Below are 19,592 nucleotides of genomic sequence, written 5' to 3'. Positions count from 1 at the left end.
CCCCTCCTCAGGCAAAGGCACGCTTCAGCGGCGGCACGAAGCGGATCACCGTCTGGTCGAGGGCGATCATCAGCAGGATCGTCAGGCCGCTCATCGGAAAGGCGATGGCGAATGCAAGCACGATGGCCCACAGCCCGAAATAGACCGAGCGCCGCGGCGGCATTGGCGGCACGCCGAGCCGGCCGGCCGGTCGCCGCTTCCACCACATGACGATGCCGGTCACGCAGGAGAGAATGATGGCAAGGCAGGTCGCCAGCATCAGCAACTGGTTAAAGAGCCCGAATTCCTGCCCCTGATGCACGTTGACGCCCCATTCGATCGCCCGGCCGAGCAAAGGATACTGCCCGAAGGAGAGATCGATGAGCGGCTTGCCGGAATACTGGTCGATGTGAAGCGTGCGCTCGTTGGTCAGATCATCGGGATAGATCGCCGCCGTGTAGACGCCGCTCTCGCTGCCGGGAATGGCGAGATCGAAGCCCGGCGCCATGCCGAGACCGCGGGCAATTTCCACGGCGCGATCGAGCCCGATCGGCTTCTTCGACTGTGCGGCCGCAATCTCCGACAACGGCACGGGCGCCTTCTCGACGATCCATCCGGCCTTGGGCAGGATATCCTCGGTCACCTTCTGCGATTTCGGCACGGCATCCCAGAGCTGCACGGGATAGCCGAGATCGTGGCTCGTCAGCCAGGCATTGACATTGCTGCCCCAATAGCCGGACCAGGGCATGCCCGTCATCGCCATGAAGAAGATCAGGATGCCGGCAAATGCGCCCGTCACCGCATGCAGATCCCGCCAGAAGACCCGACGCGAAGGCGTGCCGCGCACGGTGACCACCCCACCCGCCTGCCGCCGGGGCCACCAGAGATAGATGCCGGTCACGACCAGCACCATGGCAAAGCCGCCGGTGATCTCGATCAGCTTGTTGGGGATGCCCCCGAAGAGCGCGAGGCTGTGGATGCGCTTGACGACGTAATTGAATTCCTCGGTCGTTCCGACGGCATCCAGCACCTTGCCGTCATAGGGATTGACGAAGACCAGCGTCGAGCCGGCATCCGAAGACACCGTGACGATCGCCGACCGGTCTGACGCACCCGGGTCCTTGTAGGAACTCGCAACCGAGCCCGGTACGGCTGCCGCCGCCAGATCGGCGATCCGTTGCGGCGCAAGCGGCTCGCCGGCAGGCTGCACGATGTAACGATAGGCAAAGACCGAATTGTTGATCTCATCTTTGAAGAGGTAGAGCGAGCCGGTAATGGCAAGGTTCAGCAGGAAGGGAATGACGAGCAGGCCGGCGAAAAAATGCCAGCGCCAGATCGCGCGATAGAGCGAAACGCCCGATACGGCGTTCTCTGCCTCAGTGGCAGTGATGATAGACATGGAAGTAGATCCGGATCCTCGGCCGGCAGCATCAATACAGCCCGGCCATGATTGCAGGACGCATCACGGCCTTGGCCGCAATACGGGTTCAGGCAAGGATCGGATTGGCAGGCGGGGCGCGCGGCCCCGTATTCGGCGGGAAAAGCTGGCGATGGAAGGCTTCGACACGACGCGGCAGTTCCGCCGCCAGCACGAAGCCCATGGGGGCGCCCGTAATGTCGGCAGGCTGCGGCAGCAGGACGGCAGCGCTGATGCGGCAGGCTTCGCACGGATTGAGATGCGCGATCTTGCCGTGTTCCTTGCCGCTGTCGTCCGTGACGGTGACGCAAAGTGTGGGCAGCGTGCCGTCAGGCAGCACATATTGGGCAAGCGCCGCAGGGTTCAGATCATTTTCGGCAGCGGCGGGAACCTGGTGCGCAAGGCCGACGAAGACGAGCGCGATGGTGCACAGAATGCGCACCAGCCATTGCTCGATCCTGTCCACACGGTGTTGCATCGTTCCCCTGCGCCGAAAGGCCCCTGCCTCAGCATCGAATCCGTGATAGCGGCATCCGCGGGAAAGCTCAATGCGACATTCGTTCGCCGCGGCGAGAACGGTTCACATGCGATGAGAGAGTTCGTCCCGATGGTGTTCGTAGGCGTGCTTTGCCTCGGCCAGCGCCTCATCGAGATTGTGCGACCGGCCGGCCAGCGGCATGTCGCCCTGCGTGCCGTCGGCGGCCATCAGGCGCCACCCCCAGGGTTTTACCATCGACAGGCTCTTGTCGTCGCTGGCGATGGTCCCGACATATTTTCCGTCGACGGTCAGGTGGAAAACATTAGGCTCGCCTGACGGCACAAGCGCGAAACGCGCGCCTTCCTGATGTCCGGTCATGGCAGTGCTCCAACTGATGATGATCGAGCCGAACCGCCCTGCCGCACCTTTGTTCCCGAAAACCTCTCAGCCGCCGGCGATGAACGCGCCGACGGTAATGATGACAGCCACTGCTACGATCAGGCCGATATAGATCGACAGATGCTTGACCTGGTATTTCGCTGCCGGCGTCATGGCGCAGCCTCGACGGACGTCCCATCCTCGCCGGGATCAGGCACCGGTTCGTCATTGTCAGGCTTGTCCGGCGCGGGCTCCTTGACGGGCGGAGCGGGTTTTCCGGGCGGCGGAACGGGAACCGACGGAGGCTCGGGCGCCAGTATCCTGATCGCTGTGGCAGGACTTGTCATGGTCTCATCCTCCGGCTTGCGTGAGGAAACCCAACGAGGCCGGAGCTGCAATGTTCCAGAGACGGAGCCTTTTTCCGGCCGGCGGGAACCTTGGCATCCTCATCAGGTTCGAAAGCCATTTCGAAAGGAGAAGGCCATGCCGGACCTGTCCGAGAAAGCCCTGATTCCCGCCAATTTCCAGGACATGAATGACGAGCTTGCCGATCGCGGCTTCATCCTGACCTCGACCGACGACCTCATCACCTGGGCGCGCACCGGCTCGCTGATGTGGATGACCTTCGGGCTGGCCTGCTGCGCCATCGAGATGATGCAGGTCGCCATGCCCCGCTACGACATGGAGCGTTTCGGCGTCGCTCCCCGCGCAAGCCCGCGCCAGTCCGATCTGATGATCGTCGCCGGCACGCTCTGCAACAAGATGGCGCCGGCGCTGCGCAAGGTCTACGACCAGATGCCCGAGCCGCGCTACGTCATCTCCATGGGCTCCTGCGCCAATGGCGGCGGCTATTACCACTATTCTTATTCGGTGGTTCGCGGCTGCGACCGCGTCGTGCCTGTTGATATCTACGTCCCCGGCTGCCCGCCAACCGCAGAAGCGCTGCTTTACGGCGTGATGCTGTTGCAGAAGAAGATCCGCCGCCGCGGTTCGATCGAGCGCTAGGCGGTGCCCGTGACAGTGGCACCGTCAAGCCACTGAAAATCACTGTGCGCGCCGGCGATACTCTCCGGGGGTGACACCGAGACAACGGCGGAACACCGTCGTCAAATGGGACTGGCTGGAAAAACCGCAAGCGAGCGCGATATCGACGAGCGGCACATCCCTTCGGCGCAACAAGGCTCCAGCCCGTTCGATCCGCCGTCCCAGCACATAAGAATGGGGCGACATGCCAACCGTCTCTTGGAAGCGACGGGCAAAATGATAGGTACTCATCCCTGCAACGGTCGCGAGCGATGACAGCCGCAGGTCATGGTCGATGCCATCTTCGACGTAATCGACAACGCGTGCGATGCCCCGAGCCGGAAGCTTGCCGAATGGTCCGTGCCCGTTTCGCTCGCCGTGACTCGATAACCGCAGAAGAAACGTTTCGGCGAGGATCAATGCCCAACTGTCGAGGAGGAGATTGGTAGGCTCGATTGAGGAGGCTATATGCCGTATGCGCTCCAGGCTACGGTGCAGCCGAGCATCCAGCACGTCGGCGGGCATCCGCAGATGATCGTGGGTGAGCTCCTTTCCGAACAGCGAAGCGCAAACCATGCCCATCAGGTCGAATGGAATGTGGAATTGCATGAAGCTCACCGGCTGCTCGAAGCGCCACTGTGCGCCTTCGAACGGCAACATGGAAACCAAGCCCGACGGCGCCGCGTCGCGCCAGGCCGTCGCTGTGCTCGTTCGGAGCGAGGCACTGACGAAGTTCGGATCACCCTCTTGCGGGGAATCCTCGACGGTCGAGAACCAATAGCTCAACTTGAGCGACGCCGCCGTTTCGGCGCCGATCGTGCGTACCGGTGCGATCAGATGATCTGTCCAGTATCGCGGCACGCCGGAAGTGCATACCGCCCTGCAGGAAGCAAGGCCGGCGCCCTCGCCATCCCGAGCTTCATTGTGGCCGAACCCCTTCCAGGCCTCTTCGAATTTCAACCGCCCGCCCTCCAGGCCGCCTCGACGCTTTTGATGACGCAAATTCAGCGAACCATCGAAGCGCCTAGGGCAGCAAAATAGCAAGATTCTGAAATACCCACCAGCCGCGGCGCTCTTATCTGTCGTCGGACATCGGCATTCACTTCGGGCGGCGGAGGATGATGAAACCGCTGGAATGCACGGCAATTTTTTGAAGCGGCAGCGTGACGCTGCGCCAAGAAGCATCAGCCGGGGCCGCCAAGCACTCGCATAAGCTGAGGGAAGCAAAAGATGATAGAAGATCGTGGGCAGATTTCAGGCGGCCTCAATCGCCGGGACGCATTGAAAAGCACGGGCGCGGTCCTGGCCGCATCGATGACCGGGATGGTGCAGCCGACCGCGGCGCAGGGGCAGCAGACGGCCTCCCCGGCCAAACCCGAGCTGCCGATTGGCCCCCGGTTGCAAGGCGTCCAGCATTTCGGCCTGACGGTCCAGGACATGGAACGGGCCTTCACCTTCTATACACAGGTTCTCGGCGGCACCGAGGTGATGCGGGACGGCGACTTTCAGGGCGAGCGTATTCACAATACGCTGCTGACCGGTCAGGAAATCGAAGCGCGCACACGCGGTGTCAATCCGCGCGTAATGGGAATTCCCGATCTCCGCGGCGGCGCGCAGCGGCTCGATGTGCGCTTCGTCCAGTTCGACAATGTCGTGATCGAGCTTCTGCAATATCGCGACGCCGATCAGCCGATGGGTGGTCCGCGAGCATTTGCCGAGCCGCTCGATCATATGAGCCCTGCTTTTCCGCGGATGATGCACATCTGCTTTCACATTCGCGACGATGTCGATTTCAACCAGTTCATCGCCGACCTCGAAGCGGAATCGGCGCGGCGCGGCATGACGCATGTCCGCGCGAACCGCGTCGTGACCGTGACGAGCGAGGCGGAACGCAGAGCAGCCCCGCTCGACGCCAATTCCAACCCGATCACCGAGGGCAAGTCGGATGGGTGGCGGCTGATCTACTGCACCGGCTCGGAAGGCGAACAGCTCGAATTCGTGCAGGCGCTGGGTCCGGTCAAGCAAACCTTCGACGATGCGTTCGAAGCGCGACGTAAAATGGTGGCCGCATCGCGCTGAGCAGAGAGCAGGAAATGTTGCTGCTGCCGCGACATCGCCCGCTAACCCCTTCCTCACCGGCGCCTCGGCTCGAACCCGATGGCGCAACTCCAGCGTGAGACCTGAGAGCAGCGAGCGAGCAATCGAAGGAAGGAGATAAGTAATGCCACTGAGATTCCTGTCCCACATCACGCCGGCGGCGCTGCTCGCGACCGCTTTTGCATCGTCCCCGGCGATCGCTCGCGACGTCGGCGGCCTGCGCTACGCCGATATTCCCGCCGACGCTTATGCCGTCGTCGCACAGGTTCGCGCCAAGCCCGGCAAGGAAGATGCGCTGCGCGCCATCACGCTGTCGCTCGTGCCGCAGGTCCGCGCCGAACCGAAGAACTTGCTCTACTTCCTTCAGGAAAGCCGCGAGGCGCCCGGACATTTCATATTCTATGAGATCTTCGCCAGCCAGGCCGATTTCGAAGCGCATAACCAGACGCCGCATGTACAGTCCTGGTTCGCGCGCCTGCCCGAATTTGCCGATGGCGAAGTCACCGTGATCCGTATGGGTATCCTCAACAACGCGGCGACCGACCGCTGATGTGATCATGGAAAGCAGCTGAGCACTGGGCCTCGGTCTCGTTTTCGGTCCTGTTTATCAACAATCTTTGGATTGCAGATGATCAGCGCCATCGTGGGTATGGGCAGAGAACTAATGCTTGCTGCTGAAAACGAGGAGCGACGGCAAGGCTCGATCGAGCGCTTGGCAGGGCATTGGACGCATTGATCGTCGGCGCACGTCGTCACCCCCTCTGCCCCGCCGGACTGCCGGGGGCACCTCACCCTCGACCGATCATTCCCCTCCGCAGCGCGCAACGTCTCCGCTCCTCACCTCTTGCGAATCGCATAAGTGTGTGCTTATGTGTCATCATGATGGAACATGATATCTTTCGCGCTCTCTCCGACCCCACCCGCCGCACGATCTTCGAGAAGCTGGCGCACGGCAGCATGAATGCGAGCGCCCTTCGCCAGGGCATGGATATCAGCCAGCCGGCCATGTCCCAGCATCTCGCCGTGCTGCGCTCGGCACGGCTTGTGCGCGAACAGAAGGAAGGCCGTTTCGTGAATTACGAAGTCGATCCGGAAGGGCTTACCCTCATCGCCCAATGGCTGGCGAAATATCGCGCCTACTGGCCGGCCCGCATCGATGCTCTCAAGCTCTTGCTGAAGGATATGGACCAATGAACGAGATACAGGCCAAGCAACAAACCGGCTTCGAGCAGAAATACGAGCTGGATGCGCCGCCGGAAAAGGTGTGGCGGGCGATCAGCATTGCGGAATTCCGGGAGAAATGGCTGCCGAAGGAAGCGCTTGCCGACCCGCAATCGCTCGCGGAGACGCCGGGCAAGGAAATTCGCTACCGATTGCGCGACGATGCCCCGCCCTATCTCGAAAGCACCGTCACCTTCACGATCGCCGCGAATGCATCCGGCGGAACCAGCCTGCGGATTGTCCACGAGCTGACCGATGCCACTTTCGAGCGTCTCACGAGATCTGTCGCCAACAGCAACAGCCTGACCATGATGCTCGCCGCCTGACGCGGCAGGCCTTCCCGCTTATCAATTCTGAAAGATTGGAGTTCGCCGATGCGCGAAGCGATGCAACTCGTCCCTATGGTCGTCGAACAATCCTCGAGAGGGGAGCGATCCTTCGACATTTACTCACGCCTCCTGCGTGAGCGGATTATCTTCCTGAACGGCGAGATCAACGACGGCGTGTCCGCCCTCGTCTGCGCCCAGCTTCTGTTTCTCGAGGCCGAAAATCCGAAGAAGCCGATCAATCTCTACATCAATTCGCCGGGTGGCGTGGTGACCAGCGGTTTTGCCATGTACGACACGATGCGCTTCATCCGCGCGCCGGTGCATACGCTCTGCATGGGAACGGCCCGCTCCATGGGCTCCTTCCTGCTGATGGCCGGACAGCCGGGGGAAAGGGCAGCACTCCCCAATGCCAGCATCCTCATCCATCAGCCCCTCGGCGGCTTCCAGGGCCAGGCGTCCGACATGCTGATCCATGCCGAGGAAATCAGGAAAACCAAGCAGCTCATGACGCGCCTCTACGCCGAGCATTGCGGCCGATCCTATGATGAGTTCGAGCAGGCGATGGATCGCGATCGCTTCATGACTGCGCAAGAAGCCATGGAATGGGGCCTGATCGACCGCATCCTGCAGGAGCGTGAAGAGGTGGCGGACGCGCTACCGCAATAGTCCCTGATGTCACGGACCACGGCCATCTTGCGAGGTCAGCCGTCCCTGCCCTAAATAAGTGAGCGACACCCCATAGTCGCCACCATTCCTGAAGGCAGGTCAGAAATGAAGCGTCACGATTTCGATGATCTCGCCGCCTTCGTCATCGTCGCCGAAGAGCGCAGCTTCACCAGGGCCGCCGCCCGCCTCGGCATTTCCTCCTCCGGTCTCAGCCACATGATGCGCCAGTTGGAGGAGCGGCTCGGCATGCGGCTTCTCGCCCGCACCACCCGCAGCGTGGCCACCACGGAGGCCGGCGAGCGCCTGCTTCTCACCCTCCAGCCCGCCTTTGCCGAGATCAACCGCGGCCTGCAGGAACTCGGCAAGCTCAGGGAAAAGCCCTCCGGCACCGTGCGCATCACCGCAGGCAAGCATGCCGCAACCTCGCTCGTCATGCCGATCCTGCCGGAGTTTCATCGCACCTACCCGGATATCCGCGTGGAGCTGATCGTCGGTGACCGGTTCGAGGATATCGTCGCCTCCCGCTTCGATGCCGGCATCCGCTTCGGCGAGCGCATCGACAAGGATATGATCGGCCTGCGCGTCGGCCCGGATATCCGCGCCGCCGTCGTCGGCTCGCCCGACTATTTCGCCCGTAACCCGCCGCCGAAAACCCCCGCCGATCTCGCAAAGCACAACTGCGTGACCTATTACATGGCCTCGCTGGCCGGCCCCTATGCCTGGGAATTCGAAGAGAATGGCCGCGACATCGAGGTGAAGGTCTCGGGCTGTTTCATGGTCAACGATTCCGAGATGATGATCGAGACCGCACTCTCAGGCTCAGGCCTCGTCTATGTCTTCGAGGATTTCACCGCCGAGCATGTCAAAAGCGGCCGGCTGATCCGCGTGCTGGAGGATTACTGCAAGCCTTTTGCCGGCTATTCCCTCTATTATCCGAGCCGGCGACAGATGCCGCCGGCCCTTTCGGTCTTCGTGGAAGCGCTACGCGCTATCCCGAAACGGTAAGCGACCTCAGGCCGTTTGCGCCGCCGGCATCGTTGCCATGTCGATAACGAAGCGGTAGCGCACATCGCCGCGCTCCAGCCGCTCGAAGGCTTTGGCGATATCGCCCATGGCGATCATCTCGCATTCCGGCAGAATGTTCTTTCGGCCGCAGAAATCCAGCATTTCCTGCGTCTGCCTGATCCCGCCGCTCGGTGTGCCGGCAATGCGCCGGCGCCCCATGATCAGCGGCAGGTTGCTGAATTTCGGCGTATCGACCAGCGAGCCGGCAATGACCAGCGTGCCGTCGGAATCGAGCGTGTTGAGATAGGGGCCGAGATCGTGCTCGTAGGGCACGGTATCGATGATCACGTCGAAGGCGAAAGCAGCAGCCTCCATCGCCTTCGCATCCGTCGACAGCAGCACCTTGTCGGCGCCAAGCGCGCGGGCGGTGCCGACCTTGCCTTCCGAGCGCGTCAGCACGGTCACTTCAGCACCCAGCGCCGAAGCGAACTTCACCGCCAGATGCCCGAGCCCGCCGAGCCCGATTACACCCACCCGGCTGCCGGGGCCGACATTCCAGGTGCGCAGCGGCGAATAGGTGGTAATCCCGGCGCAGAGCAGCGGCCCGACGCGCGAAAGATCCAGCCCATCAGGCACGCTGAGCACGAATTCCTCGCGCACGACGATATGGTTTGAATAGCCGCCATAGGTGGTCTCGCCCGTCACCCGGTCCTGGCCGTTATAGGTGACAGTGGCACGCTTGTAGCACATCTGCTCTTCGTTGCGCCGGCAGTTGGTGCACTCCATGCAGCTGTCCACAATCGTGCCGACGGCAACATTGTCGCCCACCCTGAAGTGCGAAACGCCGCTGCCGATTGCAGACACGCGCCCGACGATCTCATGGCCAGGCACGACGGGATAGGCCGAAAAGCCCCAGTCGTTACGGGCCATGTGCAGATCCGTATGGCAGACCCCGCAATAGAGAATATCGATCGCCACGTCCTCTGGACGCAGTTCCCGGCGATCGAAGGAGAAAGGGTGCAACGGCGTATTCGCATCGGTTGCGGCAAATCCGGATGTTCTCAATGGCTTATCCCTTAAGCTGACGGGCAGCAGAAGCTGCACCGAAGGAATATAGCGTCCGCGGATTATCCGAATTAGACGAGGTGGGCGGGATGGGCTTGTGAGCTCGGCTCAGCAATCGACATCAATGGCCTGCGTCACAGTGCGGCGGGATCAGCGCCTGCACACCGCCATCCAGTCACGATGAAAAGCCGGCCAAACATCAGACCAGGCCAGCGCCCGATTCGTAGATTCAAAGAGTTAGCGCGTCCTTTGTGCGTCCGAATGAACGTACGGCTCTGGTTTCTCAAAAATCCTGCAGCCAGGACTGGACAAGGCAAACGTAACTTTATAACAACGAGAATGTAATGTTATTACATTAAAGGAGATTTCATGTCCCGGCGCCTCTTCGCTACATTCGCAGTCGCCACCGCGCTCACATCCGCCGCCTTGCCATCGGCTTCCGGCGCCGAGGAGGAACAGCAGGAGAGCTGGCGGCTTTTCGTGGCTGACCACAGCCTGCCGATCGTCCACGCCATCGACCTTGCAAGCGGGAGACAGATCGGCCGCTTCGATCTCAAGGGTTATGCCGCCCTGTCGCTGAGCGAGACCGGGCGCACGGTCTTTGCCGTCCAGGGCGAAGAGAATGTCGTTCACGCCATCGATACCGGCATTGCCCTTTCCGATCATGGGGAGCATCGCGATCTCGAGGTGGCGCCGCCGAAGCTGATCGGCGCGACGATAAAGGGCGAGAAGCCCGGCCATGTGGTGACGCATGGCGATGACGTAGCGATCTTCTACGATCGCACCAACCACTTCGATCTCCTGAAGGAAAGCAGCCTGCTGCAGGAAAAGCCGGAGCCGAAGGCTGTCGATACCATCGCCGCCCATCATGGCGTCGCAGTGCCGATGGGCAATCACCTGCTGGTCTCCGTGCCGAACATGCAGGCGCCGGTCAAGGAGGGCGAACTGCCACCGCGCCTTGGTCTGCGGGTGCTCGACCGTGATGGTCGGCAGATCGGCGATGTCACGCCCTGCACCGGCCTGCATGGCGAGGCGACCTCTGCCCGCCTCGTTGCCTTCGGTTGCGAGGAAGGCGTGCTTATTGCCCGCCCGGGCGGCACTGCAGGCCCCAGGGTGGAGATGATCGCTTATGGCGCGTCGCTGCCGCAAGGCAAGGTCTCCACCCTGCTCGGCGGCCGCTCCATGCAGTTCTTCCTCGGCAATTACGGGGAGGACAAGGTGGTGCTGATTGACCCCGACAGTACTGAGGCGCCCTACCGCGTTATCGACCTTCCGACACGGCGCGTCGATTTTGTGCTCGATCCGGCAAAGTTCCAGAATGCCTATATCCTCACCGAAGATGGCAGGCTGCATCTGCTCGATACGGTGAAGGGCGAGATCGTCAGATCGGAAACCGTCACGGAACCCTACAGCAAGGACGGCCATTGGCGCGATCCGCGTCCTCGGCTGGCCGTGGCCGGCGATGATATCGCCATCACCGATCCTCGCCGCAGCCTGATCCGCCTTGTCAGTAGCGAAACACTGAAGCAAACGCGCACGATCCCCGTCGAAGGCCAACCCTTCGGGCTTGTCGCCGCCGGCGGCTCGGGCGCCAGCCACTAAGCCTGTTGGCAGACCACACTTCGCGTTCCCTGCGCTTGACGTCGCCCATGGCGGCGTCATAGATCGGGGCGACGGTTCCCCGAGGAAGACTCCAAGGGGATTAATAGGGAACACGGTGCGGACGACCCAATAGGGACCAAGACCGTGGCTGCCCCCGCAACTGTAAGCGGATTGCTGGTCATATCCTGGAATGCATGGTTCGCCATTCATCCCGGAAGATGACAAGCGAACTGGTCATATCGGAGTGATCGCTTGCGATCATCTCCGCCGGCCTCAGGGCCACGCCACTGCGCGAAAGCGCGGGAAGGCAGATGACCAGCTGACATCCGCGAGCCAGGAGACCTGCCGTCAATCGCAATCCAATCAGCCAGGCGGGGATGCCTGGACAAGGAGCAGATATGATTGACCTTATTTCCTGCCGCTTGCCGCACGCGATCCGTCCCGATTGGACCACTCGCCGCTAGCCGTCCCGCCACGTTTGGCTCACGCATCTGCGCGCACCGGCGTCCGCTAGCCCTTTTCCTTTTGATCGAGAGTTTCCCATGCGACAGCTTCTGAAGAGCTTTTCCCTCGCGCTCGGGCTGGCCGGCCTTGCAGCCCCCGCCTTCGCAGCCACCCAATATCCCCTCACCCTCAGCAATTGCGGCCAGAAGGTCACTTTCGAAAAGGCACCGGCCAGGGTCGTTTCGATCGGCCAGGGCATGACCGAAGTGCTCTTCTCGCTCGGCCTTGCCGACAAGATCGCCGGCACCGCCGTCTGGGTCGGCCCGGTCCTGCCGCAATATGCAGAGGCCAACAGCAGGATCAAACGGCTGGCTGACAACGACCCGAGCTTCGAATCCGTCGTCGGCGCCGAGCCCGATCTGGTTGCTGCCGAATTCGAATGGCATGTCGGCGCCCAGGGCTCCGTCGGCAAGCGCGAACAGTTCGCCGATCTCGGCATCAACACCTATATCGCGCCGGCCGATTGCGTCGCCAAGATCAACACCGATGGTGGCGATGGCGTGCGCAAGGAGCTGTTCACGATGGACCTGATCTATCAGGAAATCGGCGAACTCTCCGAGATCTTCGACGTGAAAGACCGCGGCGATGCACTGATCGCCGACCTCAGGGAGCGCGAGGTCGCGGCCGTCGCCTCCGTTTCAGGTGCTGCGGCAAAGAACCTGCCGATCGTCTTCTGGTTCTCCAGCAAGGAGGTGAAGGGCGATGCCTTCATCGCCGGCAAGAACAGCGCGCCTGCCTATATCCTGAAGACGCTCGGCGCGAAGAACGTCGTGACAACAGAGGAAGAATGGCCCCTCGTCGGCTGGGAAACGATCTCGCAAGCCAACCCGGCCGTCATCGTCATCGCCACCATGGACCGGCGCCGCTATGCCGCCGACGACCCGAAGGTGAAAGTGGATTTCCTGGAAAACGATCCGGTCACGAAAGAGCTCGATGCCGTCAGGAACAAGCGCTTCGTCATGATGGACGCCCAGTCGATGAACCCGACGATCCGCACGATCGACGGCATCGAAGTGCTGGCAAAGGGCATCAAGTCCTTCGGTCTGACGCAGTGAGCCAGGCTGCCTTGCCACAGAGACGATGGTGGGCGCAGGTAGCGCTCGCCATCGCCGCCCTCCTCCTGCTCGGTATCATGATCAGTCTCGCCGTATCGATCGGCGAGATATCGATCCCGCTCGCCACCACGGCAAAGGCGGTTTCCAACCGCCTGTTCGGCACGGCATTCGAGCTCAGCCGCGTTCATCAGGGCATCGTCTGGGATTACCGCCTCAGCCGCGCGCTGGTGGCGGCCAGTGCCGGCGCGTCGCTGGCGCTCTGCGGCGTGGTGCTGCAGGCCCTGTTGCGCAATCCGCTCGCCGAACCCTATGTGCTCGGCATTTCGGCCGGTGCCTCCACCGGAGCGGTCTGCGTCATGATATTAGGTCTCGGCTACGGTGTGCTCAGCCTCTCCGGCGGCGCCTTCATCGGCGCCGTGATCGCCTTCCTGCTCGTCGGCTTGCTCGCCGCGGGTGCCGGCGGCACCAGCGAGCGCATCATTCTCTGCGGCGTGGCGGGCTCGCAGCTCTTCAATGCGCTGACCTCCTATATCGTCACCACCTCGGCCAATGCCGAACAGGCCCGCGGCGTACTCTTCTGGCTCCTGGGGTCGCTCAGTGGCGTGCGCTGGCCGGATGTCTGGCTCTCCGTGCCGGTCGCGCTGACGGGCTTCGTCGTCTGCCTTGCGCATGTGCGCGCGCTCGATGCCTTCGCCTTCGGCACGGATGCCGCAGCCTCCCTCGGCATCGCAGTGCGCCGCGTGCAGTTCACCCTGCTCGGCGTGACAGCGGCGATGACGGCAGGTGTGGTCAGCATGGTCGGTTCCATCGGCTTCGTCGGCCTCGTCATACCCCATGCCGCCCGCTTCCTCGTCGGCCCCTCCCACGGCCGTCTCCTGCCCGCGAGCGCGCTCGGCGGGGCGATCTTCATGGTCGGCGCCGACATTGTCTCGCGCATCATCATTCCCCAGCAGATCCTGCCGATCGGCGTCGTCACCGCGCTCTTCGGCGCACCGGCCTTTGCCGTCATCCTCTATCGCGTGCGGAGAAGCGCATGAGCATCACCGTCGACAAGGTCAGTTACGCGGCCGGCAACACCGTCATCGTCAATGGCGTCAGCATATTAGTCGAAAAGGGCAAGGTGCTCGGCCTGCTCGGCCCAAACGGCTCCGGCAAATCCAGCCTGTTGCGGCTGATCTGCCGCCTGCGGCAGGTCAAAAGCGGCATCATCCGCCTCGGCGACGACGATGTCTCGGGCCTCTCGCGTGCAGCACTCGCCCGCCGCATCGCCTTCGTCGAGCAGCAGTCGACGACGGATACGCAGCTCACCGTGCGCGACATCGTCCGCCTCGGCCGCACCCCGCATCGCGGCCTCATTGCCTCCTGGGGAGCCGATGACGATACCGCCGTTGCGGAAGCACTCGCCCGCGTCGACATGAGCGAGCGCGCCGGTCAGCTCTGGCAGACGCTCTCCGGCGGCGAACGCCAGCGCGTCCATATCGCCAGAGCCCTCGCCCAGGCCCCAAGCGAACTCCTGCTCGACGAGCCGACCAACCATCTCGATATCCAGCACCAGCTCGATATCCTGGCGCTGGTTTCAAAACTCGGCCTCACCTCCATCATCGCGCTGCACGATCTCAATCTGGCGGCGATGTTCTGCGATCACCTGGCCGTGCTGCAGAAGGGCGAGGTCGTGGCTGCAGGCACGCCCGAGGAAGTGCTGACCGAAGATCTGATCGCCCGCGTCTTCGGCGTGCGCGCCCATATCGAAAGATCGGCCGTGCATGGCCGCACACATATCCAGTATCGGGTGGGTTGAGACATGGACGGCGTGAATTTCGATCTTAAGGAAGAAATCCGCGACTACTGGTCGAAACGCTCGGAAACCTTCGACCTCGCCTTCGGCCACAAGATCGCCCCCGGCCCGGAGGCCGATGCCTGGCAGAAACCGATCCGCGAGGCTCTCGGCCTTGAGCCCAAACGCGTGTTGGAACTTGCCTGCGGCACCGGCGAAGTGACGCGCCTGATCCACGATCTCGGCCATGACGTCACCGCGCTCGATTTCTCCGAAGCGATGCTGAAGGTTGCCCGCACCAAACACGCCGGCAAGAAGCGCCTGCGCTTCATCCTGGCAGACGCCGAAAACACATTGGAGCCGGATGCGCATTACGACGCGATCGTCTGCCGCCACCTCGTCTGGACGCTGACCCGGCCGCAGGAAACCTTCGCCGAATGGCTCCGCATCCTCAAGCCCGGTGGCCTGCTGCTCTTCTTCGACGGCGACTGGGCAAGCCCGAAGCCCACCGGCCGCATCGCCAGCCTGCTGATCTCATGGATCGACCGCCTCATCGGCGCCGACAGGAACTATGACGGCGCGCTCAGCACTCGCCACACCCGCATCATGTCCGCCCTGCCCTTCGGCACCGGCCTGCACCCCGACACACTGCTGCCGCTGCTGATGGCATCCGGCTTTGCCGAAATCGAACTGCACTCCCACGCCCCGATCGCCCGGGCGCAGCGCAGGAATGCCAACCTCAGAAACAAGCTTAGAACCCTGGTCTACCGCCGCTTCATCCTGACCTGCCGGCGACCCTGATCTGTTGCGGATGGAGTTGACCCGGCAGCCGCCGTCTACCAGTTCCCAGGATCGGCAGTATGATCGACAGCAGCGAATTCGTCTGCCTTTGCCCGATCCAGTGTCACAGTCCTCGTCCTCTTAGTCTCATCAGCAACCAGATAGCGAAGCGGCGCCGCGTCCCTCGCGAGCTCCTGATACAGAAGAAGCGCGGCTTCCTCGGCGGTGTCGGCCTCGATTTCTCGCGTGATGGTCACAGTGAACTTCTGCATGGCTTCCGGCCTTCTCGATCGTCGCGGGCATGGGCGCAATATCCACCGCCTGACAATAGGCTGAGAGCCGAATAGTTCAAGCTACCCTGCCCTCGACGATCAGCCGTCCGCCATCAAACATCCGGCAGGCGCTCTCGCTCAAACAGACCGCATCAACCCACCATCGACCTTCAGGCTCTGGCCGGTAATATACCCCGCCCCATCAGACACCAGAAACGCGATGGTCGCGGCCACCTCCGCGCTCGTGCCGTAGCGCTGCATCGGCACGGTTTCGCGCCGCGCCTCTGTTGCCGGCAGGCTGTCGATCCAGCCGGGCAGCACGTTGTTCATGCGGATATTTTCGGCCGCATAGGTATCGGCAAAGAGCTTGGTATAGGCGGCAAGGCCGGCGCGGAAGACGGCCGAGGTCGGAAACATTGTCGACGGCTCGAAAACCCAGGCCGTCGAGATATTGACGATCGCGCCCTTCTTCTGCGCCTGCATGATCGGGGTGACCAGCCGCACCGGACGGATGACGTTCATCAGGTAGACGTCCATGCCCGTATGCCACTGCTCGTCGGTGATCTCATTCAGTGCGGCGCGCGGCCCATGGCCGGCGCTGTTGACGAGAACGTCGATGCGGCCCCATTCCTTCATGGCGGAATCGACCAGCCGCTTCAGATCGTCATTCGACTGGTTGGAACCGGTCACGCCGACACCGCCGAGTTCCCTGGCGAGCGCCTCGCCTTTGCCGGACGAAGACAGGATCGCGACCTTGTATCCATCGGCCGCAAGGCGTCTTGCGCTCTCGGCCCCCATGCCGCTGCCGCCTGCCGTGATAACAGCCACTTTTTCTACTGACATGCTGGTTCCCTCCTGAAGTGATATCGCCAATTGATCGAAGTATGCAGGCACGATACCATGTCCGACACGCGAGCGCGAAACAGTTCTCCTCTTCTATGGCAGTAGAAAAACTACTCGATGAGCGATATCCCGGGAAAGCTTCCCGCCCTCAATGGCCTCAGGGCCTTCGAGGTTGCGGCACGACACCTGAACTTCCGGCTCGCCGCCGAAGAGCTCGGCGTCACGCAGGGCGCCGTGGCCCAGCAGGTTCGCGGGCTCGAAGCGCAGCTCGGCATGGCCCTGTTCGAACGGCTCCCGCGCACGCTTGCGTTGACGGGCGAAGGCCGCCGCTACATCGCCGATATCAGGCGCGCCTTCGAAATCATCGCGCGGGCAACGGACGAGCTGAAGCCGCAGGCGATCAAGCTCACCATCAGCACGACGCCGACATTCGCATCGAAATGGCTGATCCCGCGCCTGCCTGATTTCACCGCGCTGCACCCCGATCTCGACCTGCATATCCTGGCGACCGAGCGTATCTCGAACTTCGCCGTCGATGGTGTCGATCTCGCCGTCCGCTATGGCCGCCCGCCCTTCGGGCCGGGTCTGAATGCAGAACTCCTGTTCGAACAGGAGGTCATTGCCGTCTGCAGTCCGCTGCTTCTGGCCGGCCGCGACCCGCCGCGCACGGCCGAGGAGCTTGCGGCCTATCCGCTGCTGCACGACGCCCACAATCTCTGGCCGGAATTCGTCGAGCGCCATCTCGCCAACAGCAGAAGCCCCTCCTTCAAGGGCATCAGTTTTTCGCAGACCGCACACGCCATCGAGGCGGCGATTGCCGGACAGGGCATCGTTCTCGCCAATGGCGGTTTCGTCACCGAGGATCTGGCAAGGGGGCGGCTCGTGCGTGTCTTCGAAGCCCGGCTGCGCGGCCCGTCGGATATCTACCTCGTCTGGCCCCGCTACCGGAAATCTGCTGCGCGGGAAACCGTGATCGGCTGGTTGTTCGCCGAAGCGCAGAAGCCAGGCTGAGTGCTCGCGCCTGGGCCAGTGCCGGGCCGGCGAACCCGAAGAATGATGAGCCCCTTGCGCAGAACGCCGGAGACACCAGATTCAATCTCTTCATTCCCTCCCATAAGCATCGATAATCACAGGCCTATTTGATGTTCCATTTCGTTCTCGGGCTTCCTTGGCTCGTCGTCGTCCTCAGGTTCATTCTCCCCCTGCCATGGATCTGGCCCGCCAAGGCCCTCTTTGCCGGCGTGCTGCTGGTCGCCTCCCAACAGGTGCTGCTGAACCGTATATCCTCGGGTTCCGTCTTCGCGCCCGAATATCCGCGCCCGCTGATTATCGTGTTGAATTTCCTCTTCGGCGCGACGCTCCTACTGGCCGTCTTCCAGATCGCACTGGATGCCGTTTCGCTTGTCCTTGCTCTCGTGGAGGGACAATTTCCGGCCGTTCCCTCTGAGGTCCGCTACATCATCGGGCTCGCGGCCTTCGGCCTGGCCGCTTTTGGCGTCGCTGGAGCCGTGCGCATTCCGCCCGTCAAGAATGTCGAGATATCGATCCGGGACCTTCCCGAAGCCTTCGAGGGCTACCGCCTGCTGCAATTGACCGACCTGCATCTCAGCCGCCTCTTCCCGGCCTCCTGGGCCGAAACCCTCGTCGAGAGGGCCAATGACCTGAAAACCGATCTGATCGTCGTGACCGGCGATTTCATCGATGGCCGCCTCGAAAAGCGCCGCGCGGATGTAGCACCGCTGGCGAAGCTCGAGGCGCGCGACGGCATCTTCGCCATCCCCGGCAATCACGAATATTATTTCGGCTACGACGATTGGATAGCGCACGACGTCAGTCTTGGCATGCGCATGCTGATGAACGAGCACGCCGTCATCGAGCGCGGAACGGACCGCATCATCATTGCCGGCGTGACGGATCTGGCAGCATTCGGCAGACCGATGCCCAATCCCGATCTTGCCGCGGCCTTGAAAGACGCGCCAACCGAGGCGCCGATCATTCTTCTCGACCATCAGCCGAGAATGGCAGCCGAGACCGCCAAGAGGGGCATCGCGCTGCAGCTGTCAGGCCACACCCATGGCGGCATGGTACTCGGCCTCGACCGTCTGGTCGCCCGCGCAAATGGCGGTTTCGTTTCCGGCCACTACCACGTCGGCGGCATGCAGCTCTACGTCAATAACGGCACCGCGCTCTGGCCGGGCTTTGCGCTGAGGCTGGGCAGGCCTTCGGAACTGACGGTATTCACGCTGCGGCGAAGGATTTAATCCCGCCCGGGTCTCCCATCCCGGACCATCCGACGGATGTGCTCGGCGAGATCGGGATCGACGGGATTATAGACGACCATGTTGAGATCCGGCCTGCCGTCGATTGCAAAGCCGGAATATTCAAGCTCGATATCGCCGAGAACAGGATGTCTCAGCCGCTTGGTTCCCTCGCCATGGGCGATCACCTCGTTCTCCTCCCAGATCCGCTTGAACTCGGCGCTCGTGCGACAAAGCTCCTCCACCAGATCTGATATTTCCGAGGTCGCCCCCGCCCGCGCCGCATCCGCCCGGAAGGCCCCGACGACGAAACGCGCCATGGCCTCCCAGTCGTGCTGGACATTGCGGACGCCGGGATTGGAGAACAGCAGGCGCAAGACGTTCCTGTCATCAGGCGCAAGCTTGCCATAGTCGGTCATGACGATGGTGGCCGCACGGTTCCACGCCACGATATCCCAGGCCGCCGTGCGCACCAGCGCCGGGCTCGTCTCGAGCGTATCGAGAAGCCGCTGCAGGCGTGGGCTGATGCCTTCGACGGCGCGGTAACGCACCTCGGGCGGCCGGCCGAGGCCGAGAATGAAGAGATGCTCGCGCTCCGGCTCGGTCAGCATCAGTCCGTTTGCGATCCGGTTCAGCACGTCGGCCGATGGCGCGCCACCCCGCCCCTGTTCCAGCCATGTGTACCAGGTCGGGCTGATATTGGCGCGCTGCGCCACCTCCTCGCGCCTGAGCCCCGGCGTGCGTCGGCGGCCCGAGAATCCGAACACGGCCGGATCGAGGCGCGCGCGGCGGTCGCGAAGGAAGGTGCCGAGGAGGTTGGCGTCAGTGCTCATACCGTGCCTGTTA

23 protein-coding genes and 1 riboswitch are annotated in these 19,592 nt (G+C 62.6%); of the genes, 14 read left to right on the top strand and 9 right to left on the bottom strand.

Features of this window, described 5'->3' with window-relative positions; translation table 11 throughout:
* Positions 1-7: 7 nt before the first annotated feature.
* From H4W29_RS18255 to H4W29_RS18240, 4 genes are all read right to left on the bottom strand, one after another.
* Positions 8-1,378, bottom strand: coding sequence for a PepSY-associated TM helix domain-containing protein (locus H4W29_RS18255; protein WP_192730164.1), 1,371 nt, complete (start codon positions 1,376-1,378; stop codon positions 8-10).
* An 88-nt stretch (positions 1,379-1,466) separates the two neighbouring features.
* A complete protein-coding gene (locus H4W29_RS18250; protein WP_192730163.1) occupies positions 1,467-1,874 on the bottom strand; it encodes a hypothetical protein in 408 nt (135 codons plus the stop codon).
* Positions 1,875-1,976: 102 nt separating this feature from the next.
* Entirely contained in the window at positions 1,977-2,252 is a 276-nt protein-coding gene (locus tag H4W29_RS18245; protein ID WP_192730162.1) for a hypothetical protein, read from the bottom strand.
* Positions 2,253-2,422: 170 nt separating this feature from the next.
* The gene (locus H4W29_RS18240) at positions 2,423-2,599 is read right to left on the bottom strand and encodes a hypothetical protein (RefSeq protein ID WP_192730161.1); all 177 of its coding nucleotides are present in this window, start codon (positions 2,597-2,599) and stop codon (positions 2,423-2,425) included.
* A gap of 136 nt (positions 2,600-2,735) precedes the next feature.
* On the opposite strand from H4W29_RS18240, the gene H4W29_RS18235 reads away from it, so the two are divergent.
* Positions 2,736-3,257, top strand: coding sequence for a NuoB/complex I 20 kDa subunit family protein (locus H4W29_RS18235; RefSeq protein WP_210332197.1), 522 nt, complete (start codon positions 2,736-2,738; stop codon positions 3,255-3,257).
* 39 nt (positions 3,258-3,296) lie between these two features.
* Here H4W29_RS18235 and H4W29_RS18230 read toward each other — a convergent pair whose 3' ends face one another.
* Complete coding sequence (locus H4W29_RS18230; protein WP_192730160.1) at positions 3,297-4,235, bottom strand: AraC family transcriptional regulator; 939 nt, start codon at positions 4,233-4,235, stop codon at positions 3,297-3,299.
* 270 nt (positions 4,236-4,505) lie between these two features.
* Between H4W29_RS18230 and H4W29_RS18225 the strand changes: the two genes are divergently transcribed.
* The 6 genes from H4W29_RS18225 (at position 4,506) to H4W29_RS18200 (ending at position 8,593) form a co-directional block, all read left to right on the top strand.
* The gene (locus H4W29_RS18225) at positions 4,506-5,354 is read left to right on the top strand and encodes a VOC family protein (protein WP_192730159.1); all 849 of its coding nucleotides are present in this window, start codon (positions 4,506-4,508) and stop codon (positions 5,352-5,354) included.
* 142 nt (positions 5,355-5,496) lie between these two features.
* Complete coding sequence (locus H4W29_RS18220) at positions 5,497-5,922, top strand: putative quinol monooxygenase (RefSeq protein ID WP_192730158.1); 426 nt, start codon at positions 5,497-5,499, stop codon at positions 5,920-5,922.
* Between the two features lie 329 nt (positions 5,923-6,251).
* Positions 6,252-6,566 (top strand): ArsR/SmtB family transcription factor, encoded by a 315-nt coding sequence (locus H4W29_RS18215; RefSeq protein ID WP_192730157.1) that lies wholly within the window; start codon positions 6,252-6,254, stop codon positions 6,564-6,566.
* Positions 6,563-6,919 (top strand): SRPBCC family protein, encoded by a 357-nt coding sequence (locus H4W29_RS18210; protein WP_192730156.1) that lies wholly within the window; start codon positions 6,563-6,565, stop codon positions 6,917-6,919. Before H4W29_RS18215 ends, H4W29_RS18210 begins: the two co-directional genes overlap by 4 nt.
* Positions 6,920-6,967: 48 nt before the next feature.
* On the top strand, positions 6,968-7,588 hold the full coding sequence (locus tag H4W29_RS18205) for an ATP-dependent Clp protease proteolytic subunit (protein ID WP_192730155.1): 621 nt from the start codon (positions 6,968-6,970) through the stop codon (positions 7,586-7,588).
* Positions 7,589-7,693: 105 nt separating this feature from the next.
* On the top strand, positions 7,694-8,593 hold the full coding sequence (locus tag H4W29_RS18200) for a LysR family transcriptional regulator (RefSeq protein ID WP_192730154.1): 900 nt from the start codon (positions 7,694-7,696) through the stop codon (positions 8,591-8,593).
* 6 nt (positions 8,594-8,599) lie between these two features.
* Here H4W29_RS18200 and H4W29_RS18195 read toward each other — a convergent pair whose 3' ends face one another.
* A complete protein-coding gene (locus tag H4W29_RS18195) occupies positions 8,600-9,658 on the bottom strand; it encodes an NAD(P)-dependent alcohol dehydrogenase (RefSeq protein ID WP_192730153.1) in 1,059 nt (352 codons plus the stop codon).
* A gap of 369 nt (positions 9,659-10,027) precedes the next feature.
* Between H4W29_RS18195 and H4W29_RS18190 the strand changes: the two genes are divergently transcribed.
* The 5 genes from H4W29_RS18190 to H4W29_RS18170 all read left to right on the top strand — a co-directional run bounded on the left by H4W29_RS18190 (position 10,028) and on the right by H4W29_RS18170 (position 15,394).
* Complete coding sequence (locus H4W29_RS18190) at positions 10,028-11,260, top strand: metallochaperone AztD (protein WP_192730152.1); 1,233 nt, start codon at positions 10,028-10,030, stop codon at positions 11,258-11,260.
* Positions 11,261-11,315: 55 nt separating this feature from the next.
* Positions 11,316-11,624, top strand: a riboswitch (cobalamin riboswitch).
* A gap of 178 nt (positions 11,625-11,802) precedes the next feature.
* Positions 11,803-12,819 carry an ABC transporter substrate-binding protein gene (locus H4W29_RS18185; RefSeq protein ID WP_192730151.1) on the top strand — a complete coding sequence of 339 codons (1,017 nt, stop codon included), beginning with the start codon at positions 11,803-11,805 and terminating at the stop codon, positions 12,817-12,819.
* A gap of 11 nt (positions 12,820-12,830) precedes the next feature.
* Positions 12,831-13,856 (top strand): FecCD family ABC transporter permease, encoded by a 1,026-nt coding sequence (locus tag H4W29_RS18180; protein ID WP_210332196.1) that lies wholly within the window; start codon positions 12,831-12,833, stop codon positions 13,854-13,856.
* Entirely contained in the window at positions 13,853-14,617 is a 765-nt protein-coding gene (locus H4W29_RS18175) for an ABC transporter ATP-binding protein (protein ID WP_192730149.1), read from the top strand. Before H4W29_RS18180 ends, H4W29_RS18175 begins: the two co-directional genes overlap by 4 nt.
* Positions 14,618-14,620: 3 nt before the next feature.
* Positions 14,621-15,394, top strand: coding sequence for a class I SAM-dependent methyltransferase (locus tag H4W29_RS18170; RefSeq protein WP_192730148.1), 774 nt, complete (start codon positions 14,621-14,623; stop codon positions 15,392-15,394).
* Positions 15,395-15,429: 35 nt separating this feature from the next.
* Here H4W29_RS18170 and H4W29_RS18165 read toward each other — a convergent pair whose 3' ends face one another.
* Together H4W29_RS18165 and H4W29_RS18160 are read right to left on the bottom strand one after the other, a co-directional pair.
* Positions 15,430-15,645 carry a hypothetical protein gene (locus tag H4W29_RS18165; protein ID WP_113299231.1) on the bottom strand — a complete coding sequence of 72 codons (216 nt, stop codon included), beginning with the start codon at positions 15,643-15,645 and terminating at the stop codon, positions 15,430-15,432.
* A gap of 138 nt (positions 15,646-15,783) precedes the next feature.
* On the bottom strand, positions 15,784-16,488 hold the full coding sequence (locus H4W29_RS18160) for an SDR family oxidoreductase (protein WP_192730147.1): 705 nt from the start codon (positions 16,486-16,488) through the stop codon (positions 15,784-15,786).
* A gap of 117 nt (positions 16,489-16,605) precedes the next feature.
* Here H4W29_RS18160 and gcvA point away from each other — a divergent pair, with 117 nt between their 5' ends.
* Both gcvA and H4W29_RS18150 read left to right on the top strand, forming a co-directional pair.
* A complete protein-coding gene (gene gcvA, locus H4W29_RS18155; protein WP_192730146.1) occupies positions 16,606-17,499 on the top strand; it encodes a transcriptional regulator GcvA in 894 nt (297 codons plus the stop codon).
* 131 nt (positions 17,500-17,630) lie between these two features.
* Positions 17,631-18,749 (top strand): metallophosphoesterase, encoded by a 1,119-nt coding sequence (locus H4W29_RS18150; RefSeq protein WP_192730145.1) that lies wholly within the window; start codon positions 17,631-17,633, stop codon positions 18,747-18,749.
* Here the strand turns inward: H4W29_RS18150 and H4W29_RS18145 are convergent.
* Entirely contained in the window at positions 18,746-19,579 is an 834-nt protein-coding gene (locus H4W29_RS18145) for a helix-turn-helix transcriptional regulator (protein ID WP_192730144.1), read from the bottom strand. The genes H4W29_RS18150 and H4W29_RS18145 overlap by 4 nt on opposite strands.
* Between the last annotated feature and the right edge of the window lie 13 nt (positions 19,580-19,592).

Source organism: Rhizobium viscosum, assembly GCF_014873945.1.
Classification (GTDB): domain Bacteria; phylum Pseudomonadota; class Alphaproteobacteria; order Rhizobiales; family Rhizobiaceae; genus Rhizobium; species Rhizobium viscosum.
The sequence above is the reverse complement of the archived record's forward strand: the minus strand, read 5'-3'. Positions and strand labels throughout refer to the sequence as shown.

Excerpts from the sequence above, each read along its gene's own strand:
- H4W29_RS18255 (WP_192730164.1), bottom strand. The coding sequence starts at position 1,378 with ATGTCTATCATCACTGCCACTGAGGCAGAGAACGCCGTATCGGGCGTT.
- H4W29_RS18250 (WP_192730163.1), bottom strand. The coding sequence starts at position 1,874 with ATGCAACACCGTGTGGACAGGATCGAGCAATGGCTGGTGCGCATTCTG.
- H4W29_RS18245 (WP_192730162.1), bottom strand. The coding sequence starts at position 2,252 with ATGACCGGACATCAGGAAGGCGCGCGTTTCGCGCTTGTGCCGTCAGGC.
- H4W29_RS18240 (WP_192730161.1), bottom strand. The coding sequence starts at position 2,599 with ATGACAAGTCCTGCCACAGCGATCAGGATACTGGCGCCCGAGCCTCCG.
- H4W29_RS18235 (WP_210332197.1), top strand. The coding sequence starts at position 2,736 with ATGCCGGACCTGTCCGAGAAAGCCCTGATTCCCGCCAATTTCCAGGAC.
- H4W29_RS18225 (WP_192730159.1), top strand. The coding sequence starts at position 4,506 with ATGATAGAAGATCGTGGGCAGATTTCAGGCGGCCTCAATCGCCGGGAC.
- H4W29_RS18220 (WP_192730158.1), top strand. The coding sequence starts at position 5,497 with ATGCCACTGAGATTCCTGTCCCACATCACGCCGGCGGCGCTGCTCGCG.
- H4W29_RS18215 (WP_192730157.1), top strand. The coding sequence starts at position 6,252 with ATGATGGAACATGATATCTTTCGCGCTCTCTCCGACCCCACCCGCCGC.
- H4W29_RS18210 (WP_192730156.1), top strand. The coding sequence starts at position 6,563 with ATGAACGAGATACAGGCCAAGCAACAAACCGGCTTCGAGCAGAAATAC.
- H4W29_RS18205 (WP_192730155.1), top strand. The coding sequence starts at position 6,968 with ATGCGCGAAGCGATGCAACTCGTCCCTATGGTCGTCGAACAATCCTCG.
- H4W29_RS18200 (WP_192730154.1), top strand. The coding sequence starts at position 7,694 with ATGAAGCGTCACGATTTCGATGATCTCGCCGCCTTCGTCATCGTCGCC.
- H4W29_RS18190 (WP_192730152.1), top strand. The coding sequence starts at position 10,028 with ATGTCCCGGCGCCTCTTCGCTACATTCGCAGTCGCCACCGCGCTCACA.
- H4W29_RS18185 (WP_192730151.1), top strand. The coding sequence starts at position 11,803 with ATGCGACAGCTTCTGAAGAGCTTTTCCCTCGCGCTCGGGCTGGCCGGC.
- H4W29_RS18175 (WP_192730149.1), top strand. The coding sequence starts at position 13,853 with ATGAGCATCACCGTCGACAAGGTCAGTTACGCGGCCGGCAACACCGTC.
- H4W29_RS18170 (WP_192730148.1), top strand. The coding sequence starts at position 14,621 with ATGGACGGCGTGAATTTCGATCTTAAGGAAGAAATCCGCGACTACTGG.
- H4W29_RS18165 (WP_113299231.1), bottom strand. The coding sequence starts at position 15,645 with ATGCAGAAGTTCACTGTGACCATCACGCGAGAAATCGAGGCCGACACC.
- H4W29_RS18160 (WP_192730147.1), bottom strand. The coding sequence starts at position 16,488 with ATGTCAGTAGAAAAAGTGGCTGTTATCACGGCAGGCGGCAGCGGCATG.
- gcvA (WP_192730146.1), top strand. The coding sequence starts at position 16,606 with ATGAGCGATATCCCGGGAAAGCTTCCCGCCCTCAATGGCCTCAGGGCC.
- H4W29_RS18150 (WP_192730145.1), top strand. The coding sequence starts at position 17,631 with ATGTTCCATTTCGTTCTCGGGCTTCCTTGGCTCGTCGTCGTCCTCAGG.
- H4W29_RS18145 (WP_192730144.1), bottom strand. The coding sequence starts at position 19,579 with ATGAGCACTGACGCCAACCTCCTCGGCACCTTCCTTCGCGACCGCCGC.